This is a genomic window from Rodentibacter caecimuris, assembly GCF_001019715.1.
Classification (GTDB): domain Bacteria; phylum Pseudomonadota; class Gammaproteobacteria; order Enterobacterales; family Pasteurellaceae; genus Rodentibacter; species Rodentibacter caecimuris.
This window is the reverse complement of record NZ_BBXJ01000001.1, coordinates 1,399,779-1,416,838: the sequence shown is the minus strand read 5'-3', so window position 1 is coordinate 1,416,838 and position 17,060 is coordinate 1,399,779. Positions and strand designations below refer to the sequence as shown.

The following is a 17,060-nucleotide window of genomic DNA, read 5'->3' as shown; positions in this document are numbered from 1 at the left end:
CTTATGGGAATAATTATTACCGTTGATGGCCCAAGTGGGGCGGGAAAAGGCACATTGTGCTATGCGTTAGCGGAAAAATTAGGTTATGCCTTGTTAGATAGTGGGGCGATTTATCGTGTTACAGCATTGGCTGCGCTAAAAAGTGCGGTCGATTTATCCGATGAATTTGCGTTGGCGGAATTGGCAGGTAATTTGGATATTCAATTTGTTCCGCAAGATGGGGAAGTGAAGATTTTATTAAACGGAGAGAATGTAAGCCGTTTAATTCGCACTCAAGAAACAGCGGATGCCGCATCAAAAATCGCTGTTTTTCCACAAGTTAGAGCGGCACTACTGCAACTTCAACGGGATTTTGCCAAAAATAATAACCTCATTGCTGACGGACGTGATATGGGAACCGTGGTATTTCCCAATGCTCAGATAAAACTCTTTTTAGATGCAAGTGCCGAAGAACGTGCAAAAAGGCGCTACAAACAGTTGCAAAGCAAGGGAATTAGTGGTAACTTTGCACAGATTTTGGCCGAGATAAAGGAACGGGATTTTCGTGATAGAAATCGTGAGGTCGCTCCGCTTAAGCCGGCTGAAGATGCGTTGTTACTTGATAGTACAACATTGAGTATTGATGACGTGATTGCTCAAGCGATGGCTTATATTCAACAACGTAAAAATACTTAACTTTGTTTATTCAAGGATGAATAGACGTTTATTCTCAACCCCACATCTTATGGATAAAATGTGGATGTTATTAACTTTTAAAGAAGATTATTTATATGTCAGAATCTTTTGCTCAACTCTTTGAAGAATCATTAAAAGGCCTTGAAACCCGTCAAGGTTCAATCGTTAGCGGTACTGTAGTAGCTATTCAAAAAGGTTTCGTCCTTGTTGATGCCGGTTTAAAATCCGAATCTGCAATTCCCGTTGCTGAGTTCCTAAATGCACAAGGTGAACTTGAAGTTCAAGTCGGCGATACGGTGAATGTTGCATTAGATGCAGTTGAAGATGGTTTCGGTGAAACTAAGCTTTCTCGTGAGAAAGCGGTTCGTCACGAATCTTGGATTGAATTAGAAAAAGCTTATGAAGAAAAAGCGACTGTTATCGGTTTAATCAACGGTAAAGTAAAAGGCGGTTTCACAGTTGAGCTAAACGGTGTTCGTGCATTCTTACCTGGTTCTTTAGTTGATACTCGCCCTGCTCGTGATGCGGATCACTTATTAGGTAAAGAATTAGAATTCAAAGTGATCAAATTAGATCAAAAACGTAATAACGTTGTGGTTTCTCGTCGCGCAGTGATTGAGTCAGAAAATAGCCAAGAACGTGAACAAGTGTTAGAAAACCTTGTTGAAGGTTCGGAAGTTAAAGGTATTGTTAAAAACTTAACTGATTACGGTGCATTCGTTGATTTAGGCGGTGTTGACGGTTTACTTCATATCACAGATATGGCTTGGAAACGTGTTAAACATCCAAGCGAAATCGTGAATGTCGGTGATGAAGTAACCGTTAAAGTATTGAAGTTTGATAAGGATCGTACTCGTGTGTCTTTAGGCTTAAAACAATTAGGTCAAGATCCATGGGTTGCTATCGCTGAAAATCATCCGGTAAACAGCAAATTAACCGGTAAAGTAACTAACCTAACTGACTATGGCTGTTTTGTTGAGATCTTAGATGGTGTTGAAGGCTTAGTTCACGTTTCTGAAATGGATTGGACTAACAAAAACATTCATCCGTCTAAAGTGGTTAGCTTAGGCGATGTTGTTGAAGTCATGGTATTAGAAATTGACGAAGAACGTCGTCGTATTTCTTTAGGCTTAAAACAATGTAAACCTAACCCGTGGACTCAATTTGCTGAAACTCACAATAAGGGCGACAAAGTAACCGGTAAAATTAAATCTATCACTGATTTCGGTATCTTTATCGGTCTTGAAGGTGGAATCGATGGTTTAGTTCATTTATCTGATATTTCTTGGAATGTATCAGGTGAAGAAGCGGTTCGTAACTACAAAAAAGGTGACGAAGTTTCTGCAGTAGTATTAGCAGTAGATGCAGTTAAAGAGCGTATTTCTTTAGGTATCAAACAACTTGAAGAAGATCCGTTTAATAACTTCATCGCAATCAATAAGAAGGGTGCGGTAGTTTCTGCAACTGTGGTTGAAGCTGATGCAAAAGGCGCTAAAGTAGAGTTAGTAGGCGGAGCTGAAGGTTATATTCGTGCGGCAGATCTTACTGATGAAGTGGTGGCAGGTGATGTCGTTGAAGCGAAATACACCGGTATAGATCGTAAAGCCCGTATTGTTCATTTATCTGTAAAAGCAAAAGCTCAAGCTGAAGAAGCTGCGGCAGTTGCAAGCGTGAATAACAAACAAGAAGAAGTTGCTATTCCGAATGCAATGGCTGAAGCGTTTAAAGCAGCTAAAGGTGAATAATTAATTTATTCTGTCAGGCTGGGTTTGTCCCAGCCTTCTTTTTCTTCAAGTTTTATTGATAATTCATATGGTAAATGAATTATCAATAAAACTTGTTGTCATAAGCATACTAAATTAGAAATAAAGGAGAAATATGATGACCAAATCAGAACTTATTGAAAATTTATCTGCTAAACATCCTTCTTTACCTGTAAAAGAAATTGAAGCTATTGTAAAAGATATTTTAGAACTTATTGCACAATCGTTGGAAGAAGCGAACCGCATAGAAATTCGGGGATTTGGAAGTTTTTCTCTTCATTATCGTCAGCCCCGCCTCGGTAGAAACCCGAAGACAGGCGATTCTGTGAAATTAGATGCTAAATGTGTACCTCATTTTAAGGCGGGTAAAGAACTGAGAGAACGTGTAGATATATTCTCTTAGAAATAGATGAAATAGCGACACTTAGGTGTCGTTTTTCATTAGAAACTTTGGCATAATAAAGAAAACGTTTTCTAAAGGATCTTGTATGATTAAATACATTTTAGGATTTATAATTACTTTAGCCATCGTGCTTGTAGCAGTTACAATTGGTGCGAATAATGATCAAATAATTACGTTCAATTATATTTTTGCAGAAAGTCAGTTTCAACTTTCAACACTTGTTGCTATTTTGTTTGGTTTAGGATTAATTTTAGGATGGCTTATTACTGGTTTCTTCTACTTAAAATTGAAACTAAAAAATATGTCTCTTAGCCGTCAAATTAAACGTCAAACTTTACAAATTAATGAATTAACAAGCATTCGTGATAAGGCTAAGGCAGAATAATGCTTGAGTTGCTCTTTCTGCTTTTGCCTATCGCTGCTGCTTATGGTTGGTATATGGGGCAGCGTAGTGCTAAGAAAGATCAGGAAGGTATTAGTAATAAACTCTCCCGTGATTATGTTACGGGAGTCAATTTTTTGCTTTCTAATCAAACTGATAAAGCAGTAGATTTGTTTTTGGATATATTACAAAAGCAAGAGGCTGAAAATGATATAGAAAGTCGTTCACAATTTGAAGCCGAATTAACTCTTGGTAACTTATTCCGTTCTCGAGGAGAAGTTGATCGGGCGTTACGTATTCATCAGGCTCTTGATCGTAGTCCTAATTATTCTTTTGAGCAAAAACTTCTTGCTAAACAACAGCTGGCACGTGATTTTATGACTATCGGTTTTCTTGATCGTGCAGAAAATCTTTATATTTTATTGGTCGATGAACCGGAATTTGCTGAAAACGCATTACAACAACTTTTGTTAATTTATCAAAAAACAAAAGAGTGGAAAAAAGCGGTGAATATTGCCGAAAAATTAGCAAAAATTCATCCTAAAGCTAATAATGTTGAATTAGCTCAATGTTATTGTGAATATACTCAAAGTTTGAGTACTGAAAGTGCGGTCGAAAAACGTCGAATTTTACAAAAAGCGCTACAAATTTCTTCAAGCTGTGTTAGAGCTTCAATATTGTTAGCAGATTTAGATATTGAAGAAAGAGCTTATCAACAAGCAATTAAGACATTAGAAAATGTACTTTATCAAAACGCTGATTATATTGGAGAAGTTTTACCCACTTTAGAATATTGTCATAAAGAATTAAATCAGCTTGATAATTTTGAATTATTTTTAATCCGGGCAGGGCAAGTAACTAAGAATGATGAGGTTGATTTAGCACTTGCAAAATTAATTGAAGAAAAAGATGGAAAATCGTCGGCACAAACTAATCTTTACCAACGATTAACGAAAAATCCAAGCACACTTATTTTCCATCGTTTTATCCAATATCAAATTGATGATGCAGAAGAAGGCCGAGGAAAAGAAAGCCTGGTTTTGCTTCACAAAATGGTAGGGGAACGTATCAAACAGAGCGCAGTTTATCGCTGCTCAAATTGTGGTTATCAACTTCATAAACTACTTTGGAATTGCCCGTCTTGCCGTCATTGGGAAACGATTAAACCATTATCCGCACAAGAACATCATTAAAGAGGAAAATTTATGACTAGCAAAGTTATTGTTGCACTTGATTACGAAACAGAAGCAGAAGCGCTTGCGTTAGTTGATCAAATTGATCCAAGTTTATGCCGTTTAAAAGTCGGCAAAGAAATGTTTACCACGTTGGGAACGAATTTTGTAAAACAACTACATCAACGTAATTTTGACGTTTTCCTTGATTTAAAATTCCACGATATTCCGAATACTGTGGCTAGAGCAGTGCGTTCTGCCGCCGATTTAGGCGTATGGATGGTGGATGTTCACGCTAGTGGCGGTTTAAAAATGATGGAAGAAGCGAAAAAAATTCTTGAGCCTTATGGTAAAGATGCGCCACTTTTGATTGCCGTAACTGTTTTAACCAGTATGGAAGATTTGGATTTACTTCAAATTGGTATTAATGCTTCACCGATGGAACAGGTATTACGCCTTGCACATTTAACGCAGCGTGCAGGATTAGACGGCGTAGTTTGCTCACCGCAAGAAGTGGAAATTTTACGTAATAGCTGTGGTGCCGATTTCAAATTAATTACCCCCGGAATTCGTCCGATTGGTGCTGATTTTGGCGATCAACGTCGTGTAATGACGCCGGCCGCGGCAATTAAATCCGGTTCTGATTATTTAGTGATTGGTCGCCCGATTACACAAGCTGAAAATCCGGCGGAAGTGCTTCATTCTATTAACGCTTCTATTGCACCATAATTATGTCCGAATCTGTTTTAGTTTATTCCACTGAAAGTGGGCGAATTAAAGAAGAAAAAGCTCAACCATCAAGACCTAAGGGGGATGGTATTGTGCGTATTCAACGACAAACCAGCGGTCGAAAAGGTGCCGCTGTTTCTGTCATTACCGGATTAGATTTATTGGATGAAGAATTGAAAAAACTTGCTACGGAACTCAAGAAACGCTGTGGCACAGGCGGTTCTGTAAAGGGCGGTGATATTGAAATCCAAGGTGAAAAAAGAGAGTTGCTCAAACGATTACTGGAAGAAAAAGGTTTCACCGTGAAGATAGTAGGCGGTTAGAAAAATAAAAATCCATCTTTAAAGATGGATTTTTTATATCTCAATCTCAACTTAATGGAGATAAGCAATGAGAATCGCACCAATAAAGCTTATGAGAGAAAGCAGTAGAAATATTGGATTGGCTTTTACTACTTTTCTGCCAAAGAATTTTGCTGAAAAGATAACGTACAAAATGAGCAGACAGAGTTTAGCAATAAGCCAAGTTTCCAATTCAAAAGGCAATAGGAAAAATATGATTGCTCCGCTTACAATTAAAAGCGTATCTGCTAAGTGCGGTAAAATTTTTAACAGTTTTATGGCTCGCCAATCTTTCCCACTTAATTGCATTATGCCGCGAACAATTAAAAGCCCTAAACTTAAAAATGCACAGAAAACGTGCAAAGAAATTAACATAATCACTCCTAAATAAACACTCTATTTCTATTTGATTTCATAAAGAGTAACACCACACTCACGATTGGTGCTTATTGGTGCAACTTCATAGTCTTTACCGGCTTCAGGAATAAAGGTGATAGTATTTCCTTTACAGCCCTTTCCTTTGATAATAGTAGTAATTTTTTCCGTTGTTGTGTAATGCGTATGAGTGCTGTCCAGTGGAATAATTTCATTGGTTACTTGCACTTCGGTGTTAGCCGGAATAACAAATTCTTTAAAAAAGATGCCAGATAAGAATTTTGAATGTGCAGATGGATTTTTACTTAATAGTGTTTCCGGCATTCCAATACTCTCGTTTCCTTTAGCGCCAACCATTGAACTAAATGCTTGTGCTAAACCGCCTCCAATAGTCACTTTTTCTTTTTTACCATCGATATTGACTGTTAGAAAAGATGGTCGTCCGTTTTGTCCGTATAAACGAATTCTGGCATCTTTTGTGACATCATAAGGGGTATTTTGATTAGAGAGCTCGGTTGAAACACAGGCTGTCGCTCCCAATGCTATGATTGAAATGAGTAATAATTTTTTCATTTTGACTCCTGAAATTATAAAGTGCGGTTAAAATTAACCGCACTTTTCTTGCCTTTTATTTTGCAATACGTTTATATTTCATTCTGTGTGGCTGCAATGCCTCTGTGCCAAAGGTTTTCTTTTTCCACTCTTCGTAGTCGGAGAAGTTGCCTTCGTAGAAGGTGACTTTGCCTTCATCGCCATAGTCTAAAATATGGGTTGCAATACGGTCTAGGAACCAACGGTCATGGGAGATCACCATTGCACAACCCGGGAATTCCAAGATTGCATTTTCTAATGCACGCAAGGTTTCTACATCAAGATCATTAGTCGGTTCATCCAGTAAGAGCACGTTGCCGCCTGCTTGTAATAATTTAGCTAAATGTAAACGCCCACGCTCACCACCGGAGAGTTCGCCAACCCGTTTTTGTTGATCAACACCTTTGAAATTGAAGCGTCCGACATAAGCACGGCTTGGAATTTCAAAATTACCGATGGTGAGAATATCTTGTCCGTTTGATACTTCTTCCCACACGGTTTTTTTATCATCCATGGCATCACGGAATTGATCTACGGAGGCGAGAACAACGGTTTCTCCCATTGCAATAGAGCCGCTATCAGGTTTTTCCTGACCTGAAAGCATACGGAATAGAGTAGATTTACCCGCCCCGTTAGCCCCGATGATCCCTACAATCGCACCTTTCGGAATGGAGAAAGAAAGGTCATCAATTAGGGTACGATCTCCGTAAGATTTAGTGAGATTTTGTACTTCGATCACTTTATCACCTAAACGTGGACCCGGTGGAATAAAGAGTTCATTGGTCTCATTACGTTTTTGATATTCACCTGAATTGAGTTCCTCAAAACGTGCCATACGTGCTTTGCTTTTCGCCTGGCGACCTTTCGGATTTTGGCGAACCCATTCCAATTCTTTCTCAATAGATTTTTGACGAGCCGATTCCGCCGCTTGCTCTTGGGCTAGGCGTTTTTCTTTTTGCTCCAACCAAGAAGAGTAGTTACCTTCCCACGGAATTCCCTCACCACGGTCAAGCTCTAAAATCCAACCGGCCACATTGTCTAGGAAATAGCGGTCGTGGGTAATTGCTACTACCGTACCTTCATAGTCGTGTAAGAAACGCTCCAACCACGCCACTGATTCTGCATCTAGGTGGTTGGTCGGCTCGTCGAGCAATAGCATATCCGGCTTTTCAAGCAACAGACGGCAAAGTGCGACACGGCGGCGTTCACCACCCGACAAATGCTCAATTTTTGCGTCCCAATCAGGTAAGCGTAATGCATCGGCGGCACGCTCTAGCTGGTTATCTAAATTATGTCCGTCTTGTGCTTGAATGATTGCTTCCAACTCGGCTTGTTCTGCTGCGAGTTTATCAAAATCCGCATCAGGATCGGCATAAAGGGCATAAACTTCATCAAGACGAGTAAGCGCATTTTTAACTTCAGAGACGGCCTCTTCCACGGCTTCACGCACGCTTTGTTGCGGTTCTAACTTTGGCTCTTGTGGAAGATAGCCAATTTTAATGCCCGGTTGTGGACGTGCTTCTCCTTCGATCTCCTTATCAATCCCGGCCATAATGCGGAGTAGAGTGGATTTACCCGCCCCGTTTAAGCCAAGAACCCCAATTTTCGCACCGGGAAAAAAACTTAGGGAAATATCTTTTAAAATATGCCGTTTAGGTGGAACAACCTTCCCGACACGATGCATGGTATAAACAAATTGTGATGACATACTCGTTCTTTCTCACTGGTTAAAAAAGTGCGGTCATTTTACTTGATGTTTAGCAAATAAGCTAATGAGAAGGCAAAAAAAACCACCCGATTCGGGTGGTAGGAAAGTAGTTTAGCTATATATTTATGATTATTTTATTTAGGAACTTTATGAATATCAAGCAATCACTTGACGAGGTGCATAGTACATAAAACCTCTTGAAAAATAAAATTCAATCTTCTTGTTTATTGATGTAAGTCAATAAATTTCGATGACTTATTAATTTTTGATTATAAAGTAAACGTTTTTTAGAATTTTTTTGTCTATGCTAGAATAAACGAATTTTTTAGATGAGGGCTAATATGAAAAGACTATTACTACTTTCTTTATTTTATACCGATACGGTATTTGCTCATCCTCATGCTTTTATTGAAATGCAAAGTAAACCGTTGATTGAACAAAATCAATTAATTGGCTTTTCGATGAAATGGACATTGGATGAGCCAAGTTCTTCAGCGATTCTGTATGATATGAAGCAGGTGCGGAGTGAGGTTGAGCAACAAAAATTGATCGATGATGTGATGAATAATGTGGTGAACGAACATTATTTTAGTTATTTTTTTGATAAAAATAACAACAAAATTAAATATAAAAAACAAATACAAAATTATGGTGTAAATAAGAAAGAGGCAAAAGTTCAATACTATTTTGATTTTTTATTGGCACAACCTCAGCGATTAAAGAATAACGAATTTACGCTGATGACTTACGATCGGACTTATTATGTTTCTATGTATTATCCGGAGGAAAAAAGTGCGGTCGATTTTTCTGCACTTCCGGAAAACTGCAAAGGGGAAATCATTGAGCCAAATGTGGATGAGAAAATACGATTCTATGCCTCATCGCTCGATAAAACTCGGAAGGATGAGGATGATTCTCTCGGTATGCTTTTTGCACAGAAAATAAAAATTTGGTGTGAGTAGGTGTAGCTATGAAGTCTGTTTTTCCATTTAAATGGTTGATTGCATTACTTGCCGTATTTATTGGTATTTTTTGGTTGTTACCTTGGCTTTTTATGAAAACCATAGGGTGGCAGCAGATGTTTAACCGATTGATATCTGAAAATCTTCACGCTATTCAGCAACATTCTACTTCGGCAGGCGTGTTATTAATTACAGTAAGTTTTCTATATGGTGTATTGCATGCGCTTGGGCCGGGCCATGGCAAATTTATTATTGCAAGCTATTTATCTACGCATGAAAGTGAACTAAAACAAAGTGTGAAATTAAGCTTACTTTCCTCACTTATGCAGGGGATCGTGGCAATTACTGCAACCTCTATTATTGTGGTGATTCTAAATCTCTCCTCTCGCTATTTCAAATTAAGCCAATTATGGTTGGAACGTAGTGCGTTAATTTTATTACTCGGGCTTGGGGTTTATTGGATTTATCAAGGAACGAGAAAATCAGCAAAAGCCTTTCGTATTAAATCCGTTCGGCTGACTCATTTGCCGTTACAAAGTGCGGTCAAAATTAACCGCACTTTTAAAGCGGATTGTGGCTGTGGACATCAACATTTACCGAATGCGGCTCAATTAAAACAAGCCAATAGTTGGAAAAGCCAATTTCTTGTGATTATGAGTATTGGTTTACGCCCTTGTACAGGGGCAATTTTTGTGCTTTTCCTTGCTTATATGACGAATCTTTTCATTTGGGGGATTTTTGCTACGTTAGCGATGTCAATCGGCACAGGGCTGACGCTTTCCCTTTTTGCTATTTTAGTGCGTTATGCTAAGAATATAGCAATACAACTAGGGAAATGGTACGGGGCGAAAGCATTAAATCAATATAGCGGACAAATAGTAAAAATCGTTGCGGGTAGCATAATGATTTTCTTTGCGTTAACGTTACTTTACGGCACAACCCTTGAATCGATTGGTGGCGTAGTATTGTTTGGAAGGTAAAAGATAAAAATAAAACCCATCAAAATGATGGGTTTAACATCTTTTGGTTGCTAATTTAGAATTCGTAAAAGGAGACAAACAAATCCTAAACCAAAAGAGAAATTGGCTCCTCCTGCTGGACTTGAACCAGCGACATATGGATTAACAGTCCACCGTTCTACCGACTGAACTAAGGAGGAATAAATTCTGTATCACAGTGAATCGGAGGCGCATTTTAATGATCGAGTAATAGTTTGTCAACGGGTAAAATAAAAAAATTCAAAAAAATTTTAACGTATTTTTCTATCCACAAAGACTGTGGATAACTTTGTGGATTAAAATAAAATAAGATCCGGTAATGCTGATAAATACTGGGATTGTACAATGCGGGACAGTAATTGATTGCAAAATGACGTTTCCTTATTTATCAATTAGCTAAGTAAAGTCCAGTAAAAAATCTAAAAAAAGTTTCTAATTTTGTGAGGTTTTTCTCTTGACATTGCTAACACTGTGTAAAACTTACCTTTTTCACTCTATTTGGAGTAAGAAATATGCTAGAATAGCGCCAATAAAAACTCACTCAATTTTAACCGCACTTCTATGGCAGAAAAAATTAACAGTAAACCTTTTATTCTTCATTCTGATTTCAACCCTTCCGGTGATCAGCCTCAAGCCATTGAAAAACTCGCTGAAAATTTAGATGACGGGCTTGCCCACCAAACCCTTCTTGGGGTAACGGGATCGGGTAAAACTTTTACTATCGCCAATGTGATCGCAAAACTTAATCGTCCGGCGATGTTACTTGCACCAAATAAAACCCTTGCCGCCCAGCTTTATGCAGAAATGAAGGCTTTTTTCCCTGAAAATGCGGTGGAATATTTCGTTTCTTACTATGATTATTATCAACCTGAAGCCTATGTGCCAAGTAGTGACACTTTTATTGAAAAAGATGCCTCCATTAATGATCAAATCGAACAAATGCGTCTTTCCGCAACCAAATCTTTTTTGGAGCGCCGTGATACGATTGTAGTGGCTTCGGTTTCTGCTATTTACGGTTTGGGTGATCCGAATAGTTATTTAAAAATGATGTTGCATTTGCAACAAGGTGCGATTATTGATCAACGCCAAATTCTTGCCAAATTGGCAGAATTGCAATACACGCGTAATGATCAAGCCTTTCAGCGGGGAACATTTCGTGTGCGTGGTGAAATTATTGATATTTTTCCTGCAGAATCTGACGATATTGCCGTCCGTATTGAATTATTTGATGATGAAATTGAACGATTAAGTTTGTTTGATCCGCTGACCGGGCATCATTTAGGTGCGGTGCCACGCTATACGGTGTATCCGAAAACCCACTATGTTACGCCGCGTGAACGCATTTTAGATGCCATCGAAAAAATCAAAGCAGAGTTGATACAACGCCGTGAATATTTCATCAAAGAAAATAAATTGCTGGAAGAACAGCGCATTAGTCAGCGAACAATGTTCGATATTGAAATGATGAATGAATTGGGCTATTGCTCCGGCATTGAAAATTACTCGCGCTATCTTTCCGGTCGGAATGAGGGTGAACCGCCACCGACATTGTTCGATTATATGCCCTCTGATGCTATTTTGATTATTGATGAATCCCACGTGACCGTCCCGCAAATCGGTGGAATGTATCGTGGCGACCGTTCACGCAAAGAAACGTTGGTAGAGTATGGTTTCCGTTTGCCTTCAGCCTTAGATAACCGCCCGTTGCGTTTTGAAGAATTTGAACGCCTTGCGCCGCAAACTATTTATGTTTCCGCTACACCGGGGCCTTATGAATTAGAAAAATCCGGCGATGAAATTATCGACCAAGTGGTGCGTCCGACAGGCTTGCTTGATCCGGAAATTGAAATTCGCCCCGTTGCTATTCAGGTGGACGACTTGCTTTCCGAAGCACGCCAAAGAGCGGATAGAAATGAGCGTGTTTTAGTGACGACCCTTACCAAAAAAATGGCGGAAGATCTCACGGATTATCTGGATGAGCACGGTATTCGGGTGCGTTATCTCCATTCGGATATTGACACTGTTGAACGGGTGGAAATCATCCGTGATTTACGTTTAGGTGAATTTGATGTACTGGTTGGCATTAACTTATTACGTGAGGGTTTGGATATTCCGGAAGTTTCACTTGTGGCAATTTTAGACTCGGATAAAGAAGGTTTCTTGCGTTCTGGACGTTCGCTTATTCAAACCATTGGTCGTGCTGCACGTAATCTGAAAGGAAAAGCGATTTTATATGCCGATAGCATTACCAAATCTATGGAAAAAGCCATCACGGAAACCAACCGTCGCCGTGAAAAACAAATGAAATACAATGAAGAACACGGCATTATTCCACAAGCCTTAAACAAAAAAGTGGGTGAGTTATTGGATATTGGTCAGGGTGTTACAAATAAAGGGAAAGGCAAATCACGAGCCAAAATTGTGGCAGAACCGACCGCACTTTATAATGCCCCGAAAAATGCCAAGGAATATCAGCAACAAGTCAAAAAACTGGAACAACAAATGTATAAATTTGCTCAAGATCTGGAGTTTGAAAAAGCTGCGGCTATTCGAGATCAACTTCATCAATTAAGAGAACAATTTGTGATGAGCGAATAGGGCAAACCGGAAAACACTGTGTTTTACATAGGGAAGTAATAGAGTATTAAACTGTATAATGTTAGTGTGATTATAAAACTAGGTATTATTTTCTTTGTTACGATGGTCATGATAAATGTCCCTAACAATAGAAATGATATGATGATAGTTTTTGGGCTAAAATCATTTATCATATTTACGATGTCTTTCCCAGAAAACGCACTGTTAAAAACGATGATTCCAATCATAGCCTGAGCGCTATAACTTATGGATTTATATATAAATCCCTCTTTGTTATTTAAATGTTTATTCTCTTTCAAAAAGAAAGGCGATATTCTAAAGATAAAAATAGTTATTGCTGAGAAAAGAATCAAAAGGATAATATTTGTCATTTTTTCTTACCTATATATTCAATGAGTGCTAAAGAAATACCAATTAAAAAGGGTGCAATAATCATCGTATATTCTTTAAATAAGAAAACGAATAAAGGTGCTAATAATAAGCCTAGCCAATATGCGCTAATATCAAGATAATCCGGCCAATGTTTTGCTGCTAGAGCAGTAAATTGTAATGGTAAAACGATTTTAACGATTTCATAAAATAGAGGTGAGCTAATTTCAGAACCCGTATAATAACCTATAAATGTTGATAAAACAGAAACAATATAAATGGGTAGCCCTACACCTAAGAAATATAAAAAATAATTTTCTTCCTTATTTTTAAATCTAGAAATACAGGCTGAAAAAACAGAAGGAACAATTAGGACACTTGATAAGAATATCTTTCTATATGAAATATTTTTAAAATACCCAGATAACGCAGATGACATTAAAATAAATCGAGAATTTAATGCCAAAATGATTGGTATTAGAGATATTCCGGCGCCGTAACTCTGAATTAGCATGAATTGTAATGGTGTCGAAAAGATAAAAATACTGGTAGCCATCACTTCGGATAAACCTAAACCTTGGCTAGCACCTAAAGCCCCAATAGGGACATACAGAAAAATAAATGCAAGCCCAAAAGATATTGAATCTTTTAGACCCGCATTAAATGATTTATTTGAAAATAATTTCATTAGATGTATCTCGTTTGTTCTATACTAAAAAAACCGTTTTCAAGAACGATGGTATAGATCAAGAAAAATGTCAATGGTTTTGTTAATGAAATGTTAAAAGTGTGAATGAGATCACAATTTATATCATTGTTCGGACAACAACTCAGACCTTAGTTGGGCGCTTTATGTGATATTCGTGATTATAATTAAAGGGGCAATGTATTATTGCCCTTTTATTTTGTGAATTTATTTATATTCTACTAAGATATCGCTTTCAGTCACACTATCACCATAAACCGGCAATAAGGTTTTTTCGTAGGCTTGTTTGAGTACGCCTTCTTTTGAAAGTTTTTCAATTTCAGCGTTGAGCCAATTTAATAAATCCGGTGCATCTTTACGGACGGCAGGCGCAATCACATCTTGATCACCAAAACTTTTCACGCCTACGGTATAGCCCGGATTTTGTTTTACCCAAGCAAATAAGAAGGTGTTGTCATTGGATAGGGCATCCCCTCTGTCGTCTCGTAGCGCTTCAAAGGTTTCCGTGTTTTGTTCAAATTTCAATAATTTGATATTCGGATAATTCTTGGTGAAGAAAATATCCGCTGTGGTGCCTTTATCAACGATAAGTGTTTTGTCTTTTAATTGCTCAAGCTCCGTAATGACTTCACCATTTTTTGAAACCACGCCAAGCGCCACTTTCATATAAGGATTAGCAAAATCCACGACCTCTTTTCGCGCTGCGGTTACGGTGAAATTGGCGAGGATAATATCCACTTTTTGGGAAAGTAAATATTCCGCACGATTGGCGGCATCCACTAATACAAATTCCGCTTTATTTTCATCACCTAAGAGATCTTTGGTGATGGCTTTACCGATTTCCACATCGAAACCTTGGCTTTTGCCTTGGGCATCTACATAGCCGAAAGGCGGTTTGTCGCTGAATACGCCAATACGAATTTTGCCGGCTTGTTTCAACTGCTCAATGGTTGAGGCAGTTTGTGAAGCCTCTTTGCTTAGCGTATTGTCACCGCAAGCGGTAAGCCCTAGGGCAAGAGTCGCAGTGGCAAAAAGTGCGGTTAAATTTTTAAATGTTTTCTTCATAGTTTGTTCCTCTCGGTTCATAGTTTAAGATGTTTAAAAATGTTTTCGCCCGATCCGTGGTGGGGTTGGTGAAAAAATCTTCCGGTTTAGCTTGTTCGATAATTTGCCCTTTATCCATAAAAACAATGCGATTTGCCACTTGGCGGGCGAAGCCCATTTCATGGGTTACGATCAACATCGTCATGCCTTCTTTGGCAAGCCCTAAAATCACATCCAGTACCTCGCGTACCATTTCGGGATCAAGCGCAGCAGTGACTTCGTCAAACAACATAATCTCAGGATTCATACAAAGCGCACGAACAATGGCGATCCGCTGTTTTTGCCCGCCGGAAAGTTCACGGGGATAGGCATTTTTTCGATCAAATAATCCCACTCGCTTTAATAATTCGTCCGCTTGTTTTTCAGCTTCTGATCGATCACGTTTTTGAACCCTTAAAGGTCCGAGCAAAATATTGTCGATCACCGATAAATGGGCAAATAATTCATAGCTTTGAAATACCATGCCAATTCGTTGACGTGCATTGACCCAACTGATGTCTTTACCCAGCTCACCGGCATTTTGGAGCAATAATTGACCGCTCTTTATGGGCTCTAAGCCATTTAATGTGCGAAGTAATGTGCTTTTTCCACAGCCGGACGGGCCTAAAATTACAACGACTTCGCCTTTTTCTATGGAAAGATTAATGCCTTTTAATGCTTCAACCTCACCATAGTTTTTAACAAGATTTTTTATTTCTAATAATGTCATAGGTATTCCTTAGCTTTCCCAACGGGTTTCTAAATAACGGGAAAATAATGAGAGCGGATAACAAATCATAAAATAGAGCAAGAAAATGACGCCATAGATCCAAAGTGCCGCCGATTGATTGCTAAAAAGTGAATGTTCAATAATTTGCTGACCGACTTTAATCACTTCTATTACGCCGATTAACATCGCAAGGGAGCTGGTTTTCACCATGCGGGTGAAAAGATTAATGGCACTTGGGGTAACACGTTTTAAACTTTGGGGGATCAAAATATAAATAAAGGTTTGAAAAGGCGTTAGTCCTAAAGCATAAGCGGATTCAACCTGATGTTTTTCGATGGAGGTTAACGCGCCGCGCACAAGATCGCCCATTTCTGCGGTTCCCCAAAAAATAAATACCCAAATGCAGACGGTGATAGCGTCTAAATGTATGTCAAACCATTTTGCCAAGCCAAAATAGGTGATAAACAGTAGAACGAGCAAAGGGATGATGCGGACAAATTCTAAATAAACTTGGCAAATCACTTTAATTACGGCATTTTTGCTTGTCATTACCACCCCTAAAATTACCCCAAAAAGACAGGCAAAAAAGACGGAAACGAAGGCTATTTCAGCGGTCACCCAAAGACCGTTTAGCAATCTGGTGAAATTATTGCCTTGGAATAATAATTCAAATCCCATATTTTGCTCTCCGTGTGCGTTGTTCTAAATAACGAATAGAAATTGAGATAGGCAGTAAAATAATTAAATAAAACACCACTAATAAAAATAACGCTTCGTTGGTTTTATAATCCATTCCGATAATTTCTTTTGCTATAAACATCAGTTCTGCCACCGCAACGGCACTAATAACGGAGGTTTCTTTCATTAAAAACAGACAGTTCGCCCCAATCGCCGGTATGGAAATAGCCAATGCTTGTGGAAAAATCACGTAACGAAAGGCCTGAAATGGTGTTAAACCAATACTGAGCGCAGATTCAATTTGACCTTTGGAAACCGCTTCTAAGCCTCCACGAATCGCTTCCGCCATGTAGCTTCCGCCCAAAAAAGCTAAGCCGATTACCCCGCAAGTAAAACCGTCTAATTTGATGCCGACTTTTGAAAGCCCGAAGTAAAGGAAGAAAACTTGAATCAATAATGGGGTATTACGTGAAAGTTCAATATAACTTTTCACCAACCAATTTAATGCCTTAAAGTGATAACTATTGATGACTGCACAAATCGTGCCAATAATAAATGAGCATAAAATCCCCCAAAACGAGAGGGCAAGCGTTATCAATGTTGCATCAACAAAGCGTGGTAACACGCTGATAATGTAATCCCAATTCATTGTTTCTTTTATGACATAAGCGTTTTCGTAGGCATTATAGTAGAGAAGATTTTTCTCATCGGGAAAGAATTGAAATGAATTAGTTATAATGGAATGGAATAAATGAATTCTTGATATTGAGATTAAATGTTAGTTATGGTGAATAAAA

The 17,060-nt window shown here is 38.5% G+C and carries 19 protein-coding genes and 1 tRNA gene; 10 read left to right on the top strand and 10 right to left on the bottom strand.

What is annotated here, in order from left to right:
• Positions 1-3 precede the first annotated feature (3 nt).
• From cmk to yciH, 7 genes are all read left to right on the top strand, one after another.
• Positions 4-675: a (d)CMP kinase gene (gene cmk, locus PNEUHYL_RS07020; protein ID WP_059366536.1), complete on the top strand. Its 672-nt coding sequence runs from the start codon at positions 4-6 to the stop codon at positions 673-675.
• A gap of 95 nt (positions 676-770) precedes the next feature.
• Positions 771-2,420: a 30S ribosomal protein S1 gene (gene rpsA, locus PNEUHYL_RS07015; protein ID WP_059366535.1), complete on the top strand. Its 1,650-nt coding sequence runs from the start codon at positions 771-773 to the stop codon at positions 2,418-2,420.
• Positions 2,421-2,556: 136 nt separating this feature from the next.
• A complete protein-coding gene (locus tag PNEUHYL_RS07010; RefSeq protein ID WP_059366533.1) occupies positions 2,557-2,841 on the top strand; it encodes an integration host factor subunit beta in 285 nt (94 codons plus the stop codon).
• A gap of 85 nt (positions 2,842-2,926) precedes the next feature.
• A complete protein-coding gene (locus PNEUHYL_RS07005) occupies positions 2,927-3,226 on the top strand; it encodes a LapA family protein (protein ID WP_059366530.1) in 300 nt (99 codons plus the stop codon).
• Positions 3,226-4,416 carry a lipopolysaccharide assembly protein LapB gene (gene lapB, locus PNEUHYL_RS07000; RefSeq protein WP_059366528.1) on the top strand — a complete coding sequence of 397 codons (1,191 nt, stop codon included), beginning with the start codon at positions 3,226-3,228 and terminating at the stop codon, positions 4,414-4,416. Before PNEUHYL_RS07005 ends, lapB begins: the two co-directional genes overlap by 1 nt.
• Before the next feature lie 12 nt (positions 4,417-4,428).
• Positions 4,429-5,124: an orotidine-5'-phosphate decarboxylase gene (gene pyrF, locus PNEUHYL_RS06995; RefSeq protein WP_059366526.1), complete on the top strand. Its 696-nt coding sequence runs from the start codon at positions 4,429-4,431 to the stop codon at positions 5,122-5,124.
• A 2-nt stretch (positions 5,125-5,126) separates the two neighbouring features.
• Positions 5,127-5,447: a stress response translation initiation inhibitor YciH gene (gene yciH / locus PNEUHYL_RS06990; RefSeq protein WP_059366525.1), complete on the top strand. Its 321-nt coding sequence runs from the start codon at positions 5,127-5,129 to the stop codon at positions 5,445-5,447.
• Positions 5,448-5,498: 51 nt separating this feature from the next.
• Here yciH and PNEUHYL_RS06985 read toward each other — a convergent pair whose 3' ends face one another.
• From PNEUHYL_RS06985 to ettA, 3 genes are read right to left on the bottom strand one after another with little or no spacing between them, the layout of a single operon-like run.
• The gene (locus tag PNEUHYL_RS06985) at positions 5,499-5,840 is read right to left on the bottom strand and encodes a SirB2 family protein (RefSeq protein ID WP_059366523.1); all 342 of its coding nucleotides are present in this window, start codon (positions 5,838-5,840) and stop codon (positions 5,499-5,501) included.
• Positions 5,841-5,867: 27 nt separating this feature from the next.
• Complete coding sequence (locus PNEUHYL_RS06980) at positions 5,868-6,413, bottom strand: hypothetical protein (protein WP_059366521.1); 546 nt, start codon at positions 6,411-6,413, stop codon at positions 5,868-5,870.
• A gap of 55 nt (positions 6,414-6,468) precedes the next feature.
• Entirely contained in the window at positions 6,469-8,139 is a 1,671-nt protein-coding gene (gene ettA / locus PNEUHYL_RS06975; protein WP_059366515.1) for an energy-dependent translational throttle protein EttA, read from the bottom strand.
• A gap of 341 nt (positions 8,140-8,480) precedes the next feature.
• Here ettA and zevA point away from each other — a divergent pair, with 341 nt between their 5' ends.
• Both zevA and zevB read left to right on the top strand, forming a co-directional pair.
• Positions 8,481-9,101, top strand: coding sequence for a zinc transporter binding subunit ZevA (gene zevA, locus PNEUHYL_RS06970; RefSeq protein WP_059366510.1), 621 nt, complete (start codon positions 8,481-8,483; stop codon positions 9,099-9,101).
• Between the two features lie 8 nt (positions 9,102-9,109).
• The gene (zevB, locus tag PNEUHYL_RS06965; protein WP_059366508.1) at positions 9,110-10,081 is read left to right on the top strand and encodes a zinc transporter permease subunit ZevB; all 972 of its coding nucleotides are present in this window, start codon (positions 9,110-9,112) and stop codon (positions 10,079-10,081) included.
• 103 nt (positions 10,082-10,184) lie between these two features.
• Here zevB and PNEUHYL_RS06960 read toward each other — a convergent pair.
• A tRNA-Asn gene (locus PNEUHYL_RS06960) sits at positions 10,185-10,260 on the bottom strand.
• A 400-nt stretch (positions 10,261-10,660) separates the two neighbouring features.
• Here PNEUHYL_RS06960 and uvrB point away from each other — a divergent pair.
• Positions 10,661-12,697: an excinuclease ABC subunit UvrB gene (gene uvrB / locus PNEUHYL_RS06955; protein WP_059366506.1), complete on the top strand. Its 2,037-nt coding sequence runs from the start codon at positions 10,661-10,663 to the stop codon at positions 12,695-12,697.
• Between the two features lie 23 nt (positions 12,698-12,720).
• Here the strand turns inward: uvrB and PNEUHYL_RS13970 are convergent, their stop codons facing one another.
• From PNEUHYL_RS13970 to PNEUHYL_RS06925, 6 genes are all read right to left on the bottom strand, one after another.
• Positions 12,721-13,068 carry an AzlD domain-containing protein gene (locus PNEUHYL_RS13970; RefSeq protein WP_059366504.1) on the bottom strand — a complete coding sequence of 116 codons (348 nt, stop codon included), beginning with the start codon at positions 13,066-13,068 and terminating at the stop codon, positions 12,721-12,723.
• A complete protein-coding gene (locus PNEUHYL_RS06945) occupies positions 13,065-13,754 on the bottom strand; it encodes an AzlC family ABC transporter permease (protein ID WP_059366502.1) in 690 nt (229 codons plus the stop codon). The genes PNEUHYL_RS13970 and PNEUHYL_RS06945 overlap by 4 nt, the downstream gene beginning before the upstream one ends.
• 225 nt (positions 13,755-13,979) lie before the next feature.
• Positions 13,980-14,837, bottom strand: coding sequence for a cysteine ABC transporter substrate-binding protein (locus tag PNEUHYL_RS06940; protein WP_059366500.1), 858 nt, complete (start codon positions 14,835-14,837; stop codon positions 13,980-13,982).
• Positions 14,821-15,585, bottom strand: a complete 765-nt coding sequence (locus PNEUHYL_RS06935; RefSeq protein ID WP_059366498.1) for an amino acid ABC transporter ATP-binding protein — start codon at positions 15,583-15,585, stop codon at positions 14,821-14,823. The genes PNEUHYL_RS06940 and PNEUHYL_RS06935 overlap by 17 nt, the downstream gene beginning before the upstream one ends.
• A 9-nt stretch (positions 15,586-15,594) precedes the next feature.
• Complete coding sequence (locus PNEUHYL_RS06930) at positions 15,595-16,263, bottom strand: amino acid ABC transporter permease (protein ID WP_059366493.1); 669 nt, start codon at positions 16,261-16,263, stop codon at positions 15,595-15,597.
• On the bottom strand, positions 16,253-16,912 hold the full coding sequence (locus PNEUHYL_RS06925) for an amino acid ABC transporter permease (RefSeq protein ID WP_059366491.1): 660 nt from the start codon (positions 16,910-16,912) through the stop codon (positions 16,253-16,255). The genes PNEUHYL_RS06930 and PNEUHYL_RS06925 overlap by 11 nt, the downstream gene beginning before the upstream one ends.
• Positions 16,913-17,060: the final 148 nt, after the last annotated feature.

Coding starts and splice junctions, on each gene's coding strand:
- PNEUHYL_RS06980 (WP_059366521.1), bottom strand. CDS start 6,413: ATGAAAAAATTATTACTCATTTCAATCATAGCATTGGGAGCGACAGCC.
- yciH (WP_059366525.1), top strand. CDS start 5,127: ATGTCCGAATCTGTTTTAGTTTATTCCACTGAAAGTGGGCGAATTAAA.
- uvrB (WP_059366506.1), top strand. CDS start 10,661: ATGGCAGAAAAAATTAACAGTAAACCTTTTATTCTTCATTCTGATTTC.
- PNEUHYL_RS13970 (WP_059366504.1), bottom strand. CDS start 13,068: ATGACAAATATTATCCTTTTGATTCTTTTCTCAGCAATAACTATTTTT.
- PNEUHYL_RS06945 (WP_059366502.1), bottom strand. CDS start 13,754: ATGAAATTATTTTCAAATAAATCATTTAATGCGGGTCTAAAAGATTCA.
- zevB (WP_059366508.1), top strand. CDS start 9,110: ATGAAGTCTGTTTTTCCATTTAAATGGTTGATTGCATTACTTGCCGTA.
- PNEUHYL_RS06985 (WP_059366523.1), bottom strand. CDS start 5,840: ATGTTAATTTCTTTGCACGTTTTCTGTGCATTTTTAAGTTTAGGGCTT.
- rpsA (WP_059366535.1), top strand. CDS start 771: ATGTCAGAATCTTTTGCTCAACTCTTTGAAGAATCATTAAAAGGCCTT.
- PNEUHYL_RS06935 (WP_059366498.1), bottom strand. CDS start 15,585: ATGACATTATTAGAAATAAAAAATCTTGTTAAAAACTATGGTGAGGTT.
- lapB (WP_059366528.1), top strand. CDS start 3,226: ATGCTTGAGTTGCTCTTTCTGCTTTTGCCTATCGCTGCTGCTTATGGT.
- PNEUHYL_RS07005 (WP_059366530.1), top strand. CDS start 2,927: ATGATTAAATACATTTTAGGATTTATAATTACTTTAGCCATCGTGCTT.
- PNEUHYL_RS06940 (WP_059366500.1), bottom strand. CDS start 14,837: ATGAAGAAAACATTTAAAAATTTAACCGCACTTTTTGCCACTGCGACT.
- PNEUHYL_RS06930 (WP_059366493.1), bottom strand. CDS start 16,263: ATGGGATTTGAATTATTATTCCAAGGCAATAATTTCACCAGATTGCTA.
- PNEUHYL_RS07010 (WP_059366533.1), top strand. CDS start 2,557: ATGACCAAATCAGAACTTATTGAAAATTTATCTGCTAAACATCCTTCT.
- PNEUHYL_RS06925 (WP_059366491.1), bottom strand. CDS start 16,912: ATGAATTGGGATTACATTATCAGCGTGTTACCACGCTTTGTTGATGCA.
- cmk (WP_059366536.1), top strand. CDS start 4: ATGGGAATAATTATTACCGTTGATGGCCCAAGTGGGGCGGGAAAAGGC.
- ettA (WP_059366515.1), bottom strand. CDS start 8,139: ATGTCATCACAATTTGTTTATACCATGCATCGTGTCGGGAAGGTTGTT.
- zevA (WP_059366510.1), top strand. CDS start 8,481: ATGAAAAGACTATTACTACTTTCTTTATTTTATACCGATACGGTATTT.
- pyrF (WP_059366526.1), top strand. CDS start 4,429: ATGACTAGCAAAGTTATTGTTGCACTTGATTACGAAACAGAAGCAGAA.